The 12,601-nt window shown below is 32.2% G+C and carries 10 protein-coding genes; 3 read left to right on the top strand and 7 right to left on the bottom strand.

Going from position 1 to position 12,601, the window contains the following annotated elements:
• Window positions 1-83: 83 nt before the first annotated feature.
• Entirely contained in the window at window positions 84-899 is an 816-nt protein-coding gene (gene proC / locus J5E45_RS01665; protein ID WP_208181503.1) for a pyrroline-5-carboxylate reductase, read from the top strand.
• A gap of 89 nt (window positions 900-988) precedes the next feature.
• Here proC and rnz read toward each other — a convergent pair whose 3' ends face one another.
• Entirely contained in the window at window positions 989-1,909 is a 921-nt protein-coding gene (rnz, locus tag J5E45_RS01660) for a ribonuclease Z (RefSeq protein WP_039068372.1), read from the bottom strand.
• 150 nt (window positions 1,910-2,059) lie between these two features.
• On the opposite strand from rnz, the gene zwf reads away from it, so the two are divergent.
• Together zwf and J5E45_RS01650 are read left to right on the top strand one after the other, a co-directional pair.
• Window positions 2,060-3,544: a glucose-6-phosphate dehydrogenase gene (zwf, locus tag J5E45_RS01655; RefSeq protein ID WP_039068373.1), complete on the top strand. Its 1,485-nt coding sequence runs from the start codon at window positions 2,060-2,062 to the stop codon at window positions 3,542-3,544.
• A 397-nt stretch (window positions 3,545-3,941) separates the two neighbouring features.
• A complete protein-coding gene (locus tag J5E45_RS01650; protein ID WP_208181502.1) occupies window positions 3,942-4,814 on the top strand; it encodes an AraC family transcriptional regulator in 873 nt (290 codons plus the stop codon).
• A 315-nt stretch (window positions 4,815-5,129) separates the two neighbouring features.
• Here J5E45_RS01650 and J5E45_RS01645 read toward each other — a convergent pair whose 3' ends face one another.
• The 6 genes from J5E45_RS01645 to brxB all read right to left on the bottom strand — a co-directional run bounded on the left by J5E45_RS01645 (window position 5,130) and on the right by brxB (window position 12,504).
• Complete coding sequence (locus J5E45_RS01645) at window positions 5,130-6,779, bottom strand: glycoside hydrolase family 13 protein (RefSeq protein WP_208181500.1); 1,650 nt, start codon at window positions 6,777-6,779, stop codon at window positions 5,130-5,132.
• A gap of 1 nt (window position 6,780) precedes the next feature.
• On the bottom strand, window positions 6,781-7,794 hold the full coding sequence (locus tag J5E45_RS01640) for a LacI family DNA-binding transcriptional regulator (protein WP_208181499.1): 1,014 nt from the start codon (window positions 7,792-7,794) through the stop codon (window positions 6,781-6,783).
• A gap of 218 nt (window positions 7,795-8,012) precedes the next feature.
• Window positions 8,013-9,422: an NADP-dependent phosphogluconate dehydrogenase gene (gene gndA / locus J5E45_RS01635; RefSeq protein WP_039068377.1), complete on the bottom strand. Its 1,410-nt coding sequence runs from the start codon at window positions 9,420-9,422 to the stop codon at window positions 8,013-8,015.
• Between the two features lie 74 nt (window positions 9,423-9,496).
• Window positions 9,497-10,627, bottom strand: coding sequence for a M20/M25/M40 family metallo-hydrolase (locus tag J5E45_RS01630; protein ID WP_107548876.1), 1,131 nt, complete (start codon window positions 10,625-10,627; stop codon window positions 9,497-9,499).
• A 434-nt stretch (window positions 10,628-11,061) separates the two neighbouring features.
• The gene (locus tag J5E45_RS01625; protein WP_101049417.1) at window positions 11,062-12,054 is read right to left on the bottom strand and encodes an aromatic acid exporter family protein; all 993 of its coding nucleotides are present in this window, start codon (window positions 12,052-12,054) and stop codon (window positions 11,062-11,064) included.
• Window positions 12,055-12,066: 12 nt separating this feature from the next.
• On the bottom strand, window positions 12,067-12,504 hold the full coding sequence (gene brxB / locus J5E45_RS01620; protein ID WP_208181498.1) for a bacilliredoxin BrxB: 438 nt from the start codon (window positions 12,502-12,504) through the stop codon (window positions 12,067-12,069).
• Between the last annotated feature and the right edge of the window lie 97 nt (window positions 12,505-12,601).

Below are 12,601 nucleotides of genomic sequence, written 5' to 3'. Positions count from 1 at the left end.
ATGTGTCACTTATAAATATTAGCCATATGTTAAAACTATGTTAGTATGGATACATAAAAACTTAGAGGAAGTGAAATGTTCACATGAAACTAGTATTTTATGGTGCTGGTAATATGGCACATGCAATTTTTACAGGTATCGTTAATTCAAATGTTATTGATTCTAACGATATATATTTAACAAATCGTTCAAATGAAGTTGCGCTAAAAGAATATGCTGATGAATTAGGCGTCAATTACAGCTATGATGATAAAGCTTTATTAAAAGACGCAGATTATGTATTCTTAGGGACAAAACCGTATGATTTTGATGAATTAGCAGATAGAATTAAACCTTATATTGTTGAAAATAATAAGTTTATATCAATTATGGCTGGTTTACCAATTAGTTATATTCGCGAAAAATTAGATTTTGATAGCCCGGTTGCACGTATTATGCCAAATACGAATGCGCACGTAGGTCATTCTGTGACGGGTATTAGTTTTTCTAATAACTTTGGTGCAAAATCAAAAGAAGAAGTTGATAGTTTAATTAATGCATTTGGTTCAGCAATAGAAGTCTCTGAAGATAACTTACATCAAGTGACTGCGATTACTGGAAGTGGACCAGCATTTTTATATCACGTTTTTGAACAGTACGTTACTGCTGGGACTAGATTAGGTCTTGAAAAAGCACAAGTCGAAGAATCTATTCGTAATTTAATAATTGGAACAAGTAAAATGATTGAACGTTCAGAATTAAGTATGGAACAACTAAGAAAGAATATCACTTCTAAAGGCGGTACAACACAAGCTGGATTAAATGCGTTAAGCCAACATGACTTAGAAAGTGTGTTTGAAGACTGTTTAAAAGCAGCAGTCAATCGAAGTGTTGAATTATCAAATCAAGATGATGAATAATCATCTTTAGCTAAATAGACGTTTGTTAAAAATTAATAAAAAGTGGTTGAGACATTTGTTCGGTCTCAACCACTTTTTTATATGAATAATTAAAATGTCCAAGAATCAAAATCTTTAACGAAAGTAAATGGCGGCGTTGAAGGTTTTGATTTAAGTGATAAACTAATCTCCTCTATTTCATCCAGAGTATATCTATTACTCAAATGTGTAATTAAACTATATTCCACTTGTGCTGTTTCTATTAAATCAAACACATCTTCGATATGGCTATGATGGTAATTATTTGCTAAAGATTTGTCACCTTCAATATAAGTACTTTCATGGACCATGACCGTTGCCTTATCTGCAATAATCGCTTCATTGTTACATGGCATAGTGTCACCAAAAATGGCGATAACCGGTCCTTTGGTCGCATCTCCTTTAAAATCTTTCGAAGTATAGATTTCGCCGTTATATTCAAAAGTTTCATTGTTTTTAACTTCTTGGTATTTAGGTCCTGGCTCAAGTCCGATTTTTTTAAGGGCAGCTACATCAATTTTTCCAGATGTATAAGGCGCTTCTATTCGATAACCAAATGATGGTATACCATGATTTAGCATATGGGCTTCTACATTAAAGCCATTGTTTTGATACGACAAATGATCTTCTATTTCTATGTATGTAATTGGATAATTTAATTTTGATTCAGATAACTGCAAAGTCGTTTCTATAAATGCTTTAATTCCTTTTGGTCCAATGACAGTTAAAGGCTTTCCTTCGCCCCCTTGAAAAGATCTGCTTGTTAATAAACCGGGTAACCCAAAAATATGATCACCATGCATATGCGTAATAAAAATATGATCAACTTTACCTAATTTTATAGAATGGTGTAAGATTTGGTGTTGTGTACCCTCACCTACATCAAATAACCAGATACTATTGGAATATGGTTCCAAATTTAAAGCAATAGCTTGTGTATTACGTTCTTTTGTTGGTAGACCAGCACTCGTACCAAAAAATGTGATTTCCATGCATATGCCTCCTCTTCTTGTTCACATTTTATCACAGAAAAGAATAAAAAATATATTAAAAATAAATTCTTTTAAGCAAAATGGTAGGAACATGTTTGATTATTGTTCTATAATAAATACAGATTTATAAAAAGAATTGAGGTTTTGATCTTGAATACTAAAAATAAAGACATTCCATGCTTAATAACAATTTTTGGTGCAACTGGGGATTTGAGTCATAGAAAATTATTCCCGTCATTGTTCCATTTATATCAACAAGAAAATTTAAATGAGCAAGTTGCTATAATTGGTATTGGTAGAAGAGACTTAACAAATGATGATTTCCGTAATCAAGTGAAGTCATCAATACAAGAACATGTTAAAGATACAAAACATTTAGATAAATTTATGGAACACGTTTTTTATCATAAGCATGATGTTAGTGATGAAGCGAGTTATCAATCATTACTAGAAGTAAGTAATAGACTCGACAATGAATTCCAGCTAAATGGAAATAGACTATTTTATTTAGCTATGGCACCTAAATTCTTCGGTGTAATTTCAGATTATTTGAAATCATCTGGATTAACAGATACAACAGGCTTCAAACGTTTAGTTATTGAAAAACCATTTGGTACAGATTTAGCATCAGCTGAACAATTAAACGAGCAATTACGTCGTTCGTTTAAAGAGGAAGAAATTTATCGTATCGATCATTACTTAGGCAAAGATATGGTGCAGAATATTGAAGTGTTACGTTTTGCCAATGCAATGTTTGAACCGCTTTGGAACAATAAATATATTTCTAATATTCAAGTCACATCTTCAGAAGTGCTTGGTGTCGAAGATAGAGGTGGCTATTATGAGTCTAGTGGTGCGCTAAAAGATATGGTACAAAACCACATGTTACAAATGGTCGCCCTACTTGCTATGGAAGCGCCAATCAGCTTAAATAGTGAAGACATTAGAGCAGAAAAAGTTAAAGCATTAAAATCATTACGTAAACTTGAAGCAGAAGAAGTGCGACACAACTTTGTTCGTGGGCAATATGACGAGGGTACAATTGACGGTAATAAAGTTCCTAAATATAGAGATGAAGATAGAGTTGCTGAAGATTCTACAACGCCTACATTTGTATCAGGAAAATTAACTATCGACAATTTTAGATGGGCTGGCGTGCCGTTCTATATTAGAACTGGTAAACGAATGAAGAGCAAGACGATTCAAGTTGTTGTTGAATTTAAAGAAGTTCCTATGAATTTATATTATGAAACAGATAAAAAATTAGATTCAAATTTACTTGTTATTAATATCCAACCTAATGAAGGTGTATCGCTACATTTGAATGCTAAGAAAAATGTTCAAGGCATTGAAACAGAACCTGTACAATTATCTTACGCAATGAGTGCACAAGATAAGATGAATACAGTAGATGCGTATGAAAACTTACTTTTCGATTGTTTAAATGGTGATGCTACAAACTTTACACATTGGGAAGAGTTAAAATCTACTTGGAAGTTTGTAGATGCAATACAAGAAGAATGGAACCAAAATGAACCAGAATTCCCTAATTACGAATCAGGTTCTAATGGTCCGTTAGAAAGTGATTTATTATTAAGTAGAGATGGCTTCCATTGGTGGGATGATATTCATTAAATTATATTTGTGTGAATCATAGATTATTAAATAACACAAATATTATCTTTTTTAAGGTACCACAGTTTAGAGTTCACTATATTAACTATTCTATCAATTTAGGTTATTAACAGATTTATATAAAGAGAGCATGACGTGAAATCAATTATAAATATTTGATTTCGGTCTCGCTCTCTTTTTTCTTATATCTTTTTTGTGTTATTATTTAATTTATTGAAGTGAAAAGTAGATTAAGAACAGTTATTTACATTTTACCCTATTAAATATTTTTCAGATGTAAGTGCATCGAAAATGATGTAGAATATACTTAATTAGTAAATATGTAAAATATATAGATATAGCATTAAATAGTTTTTAAAATTGAAATGTAGTTAATTGAAAATTAGGAGTGAAAGTTTTGGACGTTATCAAGCAAATACAACAGGCAATTGTTTATATTGAGGATCATTTGCTAGAGCCTTTTCATTTGCAGTCACTCAGTGATTACGTTGGTCTTTCACCTTATCATCTTGATCAATCGTTTAAAATGATAGTTGGTCAATCACCCACTGAATACGCTAGAGCTCGTAGAATGACCTTGGCAGCTAAAGAAATTATTAGTGGTTCAAGTCGTTTAGTAGATGTTGCAAAAAAGTATAATTACACTAATACAAATGAATTTGCTAATGACTTCAGTGACTTTCATGGTGTCTCGCCTATACAAGTAAATACAAAACGTGATGAATTAAAAATGCAAGCTAGGCTTTATATCAAACTTACAACAACAGAAAAGCCACCGAATGCTTATCGTTTAGAAGATACACAAGGTATTTCATTAGTCGGTTATGCTCAGTTTGTGGATTCAGATGATTTAGAAAATCCATTTAAAGTACCAGATTTTTTAGAAGATTTACTTAATGACGGGAAAATAATAGAACTTCAACGCTATAATGATATTAGTCCTCATGACTTGTTTGTCGTTAACTGCCCATTAGATGAAGGTATGGAAATATTTGTTGGCGTTCCAAGTGAAAGATACCCTGCTCATCTAGAAAGTCGTTTTTTACCGGAAAGACAATACGCAAAATTTAATTTGCAAGGTGAACTTGATTACGTTGTAAATGAAGCTTGGTATTATATTGAAACTAGTTTACAGATGACTTTACCATACGAACATAATAGTCTTTATGTAGAGATTTATCCTTTTGATATTTCATTTGACGACCCATTTACTAAAGTTCAATTATGGATGCCTGTTGATCAAGAACAATATTTAACTGATGATTATTAAGTAGTGTTCTTGTGAATATTTGAAAATATGTTTTGTGTAAGTATGAATATCTCAAAAATACTCAAATAAAATACTACTATCAAAGACAAGCGCTTTGCTAGTAGTAAAATTTAAATAGATATATTTTCCATAATATTTCAAAAGTTACCAAATTTTAAATTAAAAGCACAACCAAATCAAACATCTAATACAATTAAAACATCATTTTTAGTATAGGAAAGTGTTATCTTATTATTAATTTAGGTCACGTTAACCTATACTTTTTTATAAGCGATCCTTTATTAGTTGGTTTATACTTTTATCAAAAGTTATTTATTAGATGGAAACAACAAATGCTTCAAAAGGCTTGATAGCATTAATATTTATTGATTTATCTTTATAATTATGAAGTAAAATATTATTCTGATTTAATGATTCATCATATTTAAGTTTAGCGGTTTGATTTGTTAAATTAGCTACAATTAATACTTGTTTGTTGCTTAAAGTTCTCGTATAAGCAAATACTTGTTCATTATTCTTATCTACTAAGTTAAACGTACCATATGTGTATATATCATCAGATTTTTTTAAAACAATTAATGATTTATAAAAGTTTAATATTGAGTTTGGATCTTGTTGCTGATTAGCAACATTAATTTTTTTATAATTTGGGTTTACTGGAAACCAAGGTCTATGTTCAGAAAAACCGCCATTTGTTTGATTGCTCCATTGCATTGGCGTCCTTGAATTATCTCTGTTTTCCATTTTATGTTTCTCCAATAATGCAGATACATCTCCGTTTTGCGACTTTACAATATTATATTCGTTTACTACTGCGACATCATTAAATGTTTCAACGCTCTCAAAAGGATAATTTGTCATTCCAATTTCTTGTCCTTGATAAATAAAAGGCGTGCCTTGTTGTAAAAAATACACTAAGGCATGACTTGTAGCCGATTCATACCAATAATTTTGATCATCTCCCCATGTTGATACGCGACGAGGTTGGTCATGGTTCTCTATAAATAATGCGTTCCAACCTATATTTTCTAATTGTTTCTGCCATCTATTCAGAACGTCTTTGTAAGCTTTGACGTCAAATTTAGAATCGCCAGTGTTCCACAATCCTAAATGCTCAAATTGGAATATCATATTAAACTTACCTTCTTCTTCTCCTACCCATTCCACTGCATTATTAGGATTGACACCATTCGCTTCACCTACTGTCATAATGTCATACTGACTTAAAGATTTATCTTTCATTTCTTGCAACCAGCTTTGAATTCCAGGTTGATTCATATCCACGTCAAATGCAGGTGCATAAGTTTTGCCTTCTGGTACAGGTAAATCACCTGCTTGAAATGATTTTTTAATGTGAGTTATAGCATCCACTCTAAAACCGTCAATTCCTTTTTCAAACCACCAATTCATCATTTCGAAAATAGCATGACGAACCTCTTCATTATCCCAATTTAAGTCGGGTTGTTTTTTGCTAAATAAGTGAAAATAATATTCACCTGTTGTTTCGTCATATTCCCATGTAGAACCATTAAATATACTTTCCCAATTATTAGGTTCTGTCCCATCCGATTTTGGTTCTTGCCAAATATACCAATCACGTTTAGGGTTATCTTTACTAGATTTAGATTCTATAAACCACGGATGCTCATCAGAAGTGTGGTTAACTACTAAATCAAGAATCAATTTCATACCACGTCGATGTATACTGTCTAACAATAAATTAAAATCATCCATTGTTCCAAATTCATCCATGATATCAGTATAATCACTAATATCATAGCCGTTATCATCATTAGGTGATTTATACATAGGACTTAACCAAATTACATCAATTCCTAGGTCTTTTAGGTAATCTAACTGTTCAATAACACCAGGCAAATCACCAATCCCATCATTGTTAGAATCATTAAAACTTCTTGGATAAACTTGATACGCTACTGCTTCTTTCCACCATTGTTTGTTCATACTATACCTCCTGAATAGTTGTGGTTGATTCACGTTCAATAATTGTTGTTTGTATTAATTTATTAAATCCTACTATCTCTCGTCCCTGTATAACGTTTAGTAATGATTCTGCTGCTACTTCGCCGAGTAATTTGGGATAGATATCAACTGTTATTTGCGGCGGAGATGCAAATGCATTTAAATAAGAATCATTAAATGTTGCCGTTTGGATGTCTGTAGGGATATGCAACTTTAACTCATAAAAAATACTTAATACTAAATGATTTAATAGCGTATCAGAGGTGATTACGACTGACGGTAATGCACGATAATCAATGAGCCCTTGAAAATATGATCTGATATGTTCACGATTTTTATCAAAATATACAATATCAGTAACTAAGCTTTCTTGTTCTATAGCTTTTAGATGTCCTGCTATCCTATCTTTTACAACTTCGTAGTCACCAGATTCTGCAATAAACAAAAAGTTTTTGTGCCTTTTATCAATTAAATGTCGTGTTAATAATTCTGAGGCACGCACATTGTCATTGTCTATATGTATGACCTCATCATTTGTCAATGACTTGCCAATGACTACGTACGGCAGAGCATGTGCTTTTAATATATCAATTATAGGATTATCTTTTTTGGAATAAAGCACTATAAAACCATCTACAGAATGATAATGAATCATTTCCTGTACTTCTAGTTCTATTCCTTTGCTCTGAGTGTTTGTAGTTGGAATTGTTGAATAACCATGATTTTTGCATTCACTAAAAATACCTGAAAGCACGTCTAAAACAAATGGGTTTTGTCTGTCTTTAATGGAACCAGATTTTTGTATAATGCCAATTGTATTCGAATGTTTAGTTGCCAAGGTTCTTGCCGCTTGGTTTGGTAGATAATTCAACGATTTCATAGTGTCCTTAACTTTTTCACGTGTGTGCTTACTAATTTTAGGATTACCACTAACTACTCTTGAAACGGTTGAAGCTGAAACATTTGCTGCTTGAGCAATATCTTTAATAGTGACCATATATGCCGTCCTTTATTTAGTTGCATAATAAAAAATTTATGTTACTAACATTTATAATAATTAAAGATATTCGGCATGTCAAAGAAATTATGCAAACGCTTGCATAATTGGTTGTTTTTATATTTATAAAGTAATACAGTATATAAAAAACTACCCGTAACTAATGACATATGTCTCTAGCTACGGGTAGTTTATATTAATAAAATCAAACGTTAATCTTAATCTTCAATCCATTGTGTATGGAATACGCCATCGCGATCTTTACGCTCATAAGTATGTGCTCCAAAATAGTCACGTTGAGCTTGGATTAAGTTAGCTGGTAAGTTTTCTGAGCGGTAACTATCATAATAGTTAATACTTGCAGAGAAACCTGGCGTCGGTACACCGTTTTGAACACCAGTTGCAACTACGTCACGTAATGCATCTTGATAATTAGTTACAATATCTTTAAAGTATGGGTCTAATAATAAGTTCTGTAATTCAGTATCATTATCATATGCTTCTTTAATTTTTTGTAAGAATTGTGCACGAATAATACAACCTTCACGCCAAATCATAGCTAATTCGCCTAATTTTAAATTCCATTCGTTATCTTCACTAGCTTTTCTCATTTGAGCAAAACCTTGTGCATATGAACAAATTTTGCTCATATATAGCGCTTTACGAATTTTTTCAAGGAATTCATCTTTGTTACCTTCGAATTTAGCACTTGGACCATTTAATTGTTTAGAAGCATTAACACGCTCTTCTTTAATTGAAGAAATAAAACGAGCAAATACTGACTCAGTAATAATTGTTAATGGAATACCTAATTCTAAAGCGTTGATTGATGTCCATTTACCTGTGCCTTTTTGGCCTGCAGTATCAAGAATTTGTTCTACTAAAGCTTCGTCTTTACCTTCATCTAATTTAGTGAAGATATCACCAGTAATTTCGATTAAATAACTTGATAATTCGCCAGCATTCCAATCTTTAAAAGTTTTTGAAATTTCTTCATGAGACATGCCTAGTAAATCTTTCATCATTGCATAACTTTCTGCAATTAATTGCATATCTGCGTATTCAATACCGTTGTGCACCATTTTTACATAGTGACCAGCACCATTAGGGCCGATATAAGCGACACAAGCAGCACCGTCATCAGCTTTAGCTGAGATTGATTCTAAAATATGACTGACTTTATCGAATGCGTCTTCTTGACCGCCTGGCATTAATGAAGGTCCAGTTAACGCACCAACTTCACCACCAGATACACCCATTCCAATAAAGTTAACACCGCTCTCAGCAAGTGCTTTATTACGTCTAATAGTATCTTGATAGTTCGTATTACCACCATCAATTAAGATATCATCGTTATCTAATAATGGTAACAAGCTATCAATTGTTGCGTCTGTTGCAGGGCCAGCTTTAACCATTAGTAAAATTTTGCGGGGTTTTTCTAGAGAATTAACAAATTCCTCTATAGAGTATGTTGGATGTATGTTTTTACCTTCAGATTCTGTAACCATTTCATCCGTTTTTGCAGATGAGCGATTAAAAACAGAAACGCTATATCCACGTGATTCAATATTCCAAGCAAGGTTTTTACCCATTACGGCTAAACCTACTACACCAATTTGTTGTGTCATATTACTAACCTCTCTTATTAAAGTTTTCTAGTATATTGTATCATAAAGACGTAAGAATATTCACTTAATCAGTTTTAAGATTTCTGACTAATTATTTCAATAATCTTAATTAATTGTTCTGCTAACAAGTTTAATGAACTGATTGGCATACGTTCGTCAGTGGTATGGATATTCTCATACCCTACTCCTAAAATTACAGTTGGAATACCTAACTGATTTATGATGTTGCCATCCGAACCACCGCTAGCTATTACAGCTTCAGGAGCTAATCCTAAAGCGACAGCGCTCGATTTAGCTACTTTAGTCACTAGTGCCTCATCTGCAATTTCAAAACCTGGGTAACTTTTTATTATTTCAACATCAGCAGTACAACCATATTTTTGAGCTGTTTCTTTGAAAACAGACTGCATATGTTCAACTTGAGTTTGTATACTTGTCTCTGAATGTGAACGCGCTTCTGCTTTAAGTGTAACTTTATCTGCAACAATATTTGTAGCAGAGCCCCCTTCAAAGCGTCCGATATTAGCGGTCGTAAACTCATCTATTTGACCTAACTTCATTTCACTAACTGCTTTTGCTGCAATATTAATTGCACTTATACCCTTGTTAGGTGTGCTTGCATGTGCAGTTTTACCATATATCGTTGCATTTACTTTCATTTGTGTAGGAGCGTGTGTAACCGTCTTTCCAACATCAACACTTGCATCAATTGCATAACCATAATCAGCATCCAATAATGTATAGTCTAATGCTTTCGCTCCCTCTAATCCAGATTCTTCACCTACTGTTATAACAAATTGTATTTGACCATGTGATAATTCATGGTCATTTATTGTTTGTACAAGCTCTAAAATAGCTGCCAATCCAGCCTTGTCATCAGCGCCTAGAATAGTTGTACCATCAGAATATATGTATCCATCCTCTTTGATTTGTGGTTTAATATCAACGCCTGGTGTTACTGTGTCCATATGACTTGTAAAATACACTTTATCTACATTGTCCATATTTTCTGTAGCTTTTAACGTACACACTAAATTATTAGCTCCCAAACCCTCGTTAACACTTGCTTTATCTTCTTCTACAATAACGTTTAAAGTTTCAAATTTGGCTTTAAGGAATTGTTGTATAGCTTGTTCCTTACCACTTTCAGAATTGATTTGTACTAATTCTAAGAAAGTATTTATAAGTCGTTGTTTATTTATCATTTATAATTCCCCATTCTTATATTTATGTATCTGCTAATTTAGTGTAACGAAATATATGTAGTAGTAAAACTAATATGGCTCTGTGTTAATACTGATCATATGCTATAATGACAATATAAAACTAATTTAAATTTGAATATAATTGGTTAAATGTTATAAATGAAAAGGATACAGATCAATCCTATTTTCAATGATTTGGAGGAATATATGTTGAACAATAATAAAGTGTTGAGAGTTATTATCGTAGTAATGTTAGTAGCTGTTGTACTTGCATTGATATTAACAAGTGTCGTTCCATTAGTAAATTAATCATTAATTAAGTGTAAGTATAAATGTAGTGTCTCAATCTCTTGAAAATACACGAAGCTCGCACATGATAAGAGTTACGGTTGAGTATATAAACTCAAACCAACCTCATAACTTGTGCGAGCTTTTTATGTAGCTGCTGGTTTTTGATCACTGTGCAAACGTAGTGAGCCAAATTGCGATTTAACAGCTAAATATGCTTCTAATTCATTCAATAATTGTAGTAAATTCGCACGTGTTCTAAATCCTTCATGCGAAGTTGGTAGTTCTAATTTGTTTAATTCTAATCTTATTTCATATAACGAGTGTAGCCGCAACACAGTGTAATCATTGCTATTTACATTGGTAGCTACTTCGGCAAACAAATTAGATATTTTAGATAATAAACAGTCTTTGGTTTCAATATTTTCGATAATTATAGACATACGACGTAAAAGTTCTAATTGTTCTTCGCGCATATCAAAATAATGATAATATGAGTTCTCATTTCTTACAAAATGATTTTTAACATCTCTAAAAGCGATAGATTTTGCCTTGCGGATTGTATACTTTAATTCATCAAATGCGATGTTAACATTATTATTTGGCTTTTTACAAGTATTGCTAAACTGTTCAAAAATGTAAGTGAATTGTTGTTCAATTTCTTGTTTATAATGTTTTAAATTACTGTCCAAACTAGGCATAATGACGTTCATTAAGAATGCAATTCCTAGACCTACGATTAAAAGAAGAATCTCATTATAAAACAATTGCAAATCAATGACTGACGCATTAAAGATGTGTAATAAGATAACACAACTTGTTACGACACCTTCTTGAACTTTAAATACAACTGTTAACGGTATAAAAAACAGTACAATAAGACCTAAAACAATCGCACTTTGTCCTAACATATTAAAAGCAATAGAACCTAGAATTAGAACCATAAGACATGATACAAAACGAGAAACAATTGCTTGTAATGAATGCACTTTAGTATGTTTGATACACAAAACAACTAAAATGGCACTGGAAGCAAAATTATCTAAACCCATTAATTTAGCAATTATGATTCCTAGTGCCATTCCAACTGCAGTCTTAATTGTTCTAAATCCGATTCGATATGGATTTAAACTCATCATCTAATAAGACCTCTATTTTTCGTCACAGTGAGTGTCGAATAAATTTTGTAATTGGTTTATCACATCCATCACATCGTGACCTTCGATTTGGTGCCTTTCAATCATTTCTGTGACTTTACCATTTTTGACTAAGGCGAATGATGGACTTGAAGGTGCAAAACCTTCAAAATAATCTCTAGCTTGTTGTGTAGCTTCTTTGTCTTGACCTGCAAAAACAGTAACAAGGCGGTTTGGCAATTTATCATAGTGTAATGCATGCGCAGCTGCTGGTCTTGCAATACCACCTGCACATCCACAAACAGAATTGACCATTACTAACGTTGTACCTTCTTGTTTTAAAACGTTATCTACTTCTTCGGCAGATGTTAATTGTTCATAACCTGCTTCTTCAATTTCGTTACGTGCTTGATTAACTACATCTGTCATATATAAATCAAAGTTTAAGTCCATAATAAATTCACCTTTCATTTCTAATTATTACTTTTATTCTACTAATATATAGTTAATACTTCAACTAGTGTGTTTAAATATCACCATATTTTAAATG

This window comes from Staphylococcus shinii, from assembly GCF_017583065.1.
Classification (GTDB): domain Bacteria; phylum Bacillota; class Bacilli; order Staphylococcales; family Staphylococcaceae; genus Staphylococcus; species Staphylococcus shinii.
This window is presented reverse-complemented; position numbering and strand designations above follow the sequence as displayed.

Bases quoted from the DNA above. Each gene is read 5' to 3' on its own strand.
- proC (WP_208181503.1), top strand. From the start codon at position 84: ATGAAACTAGTATTTTATGGTGCTGGTAATATGGCACATGCAATTTTT.
- rnz (WP_039068372.1), bottom strand. From the start codon at position 1,909: ATGGAAATCACATTTTTTGGTACGAGTGCTGGTCTACCAACAAAAGAA.
- J5E45_RS01645 (WP_208181500.1), bottom strand. From the start codon at position 6,779: ATGAACAAACAATGGTGGAAAGAAGCAGTAGCGTATCAAGTTTATCCA.
- J5E45_RS01640 (WP_208181499.1), bottom strand. From the start codon at position 7,794: ATGGTCACTATTAAAGATATTGCTCAAGCAGCAAATGTTTCAGCTTCA.
- gndA (WP_039068377.1), bottom strand. From the start codon at position 9,422: ATGACACAACAAATTGGTGTAGTAGGTTTAGCCGTAATGGGTAAAAAC.
- J5E45_RS01630 (WP_107548876.1), bottom strand. From the start codon at position 10,627: ATGATAAATAAACAACGACTTATAAATACTTTCTTAGAATTAGTACAA.
- J5E45_RS01625 (WP_101049417.1), bottom strand. From the start codon at position 12,054: ATGATGAGTTTAAATCCATATCGAATCGGATTTAGAACAATTAAGACT.
- brxB (WP_208181498.1), bottom strand. From the start codon at position 12,504: ATGGACTTAAACTTTGATTTATATATGACAGATGTAGTTAATCAAGCA.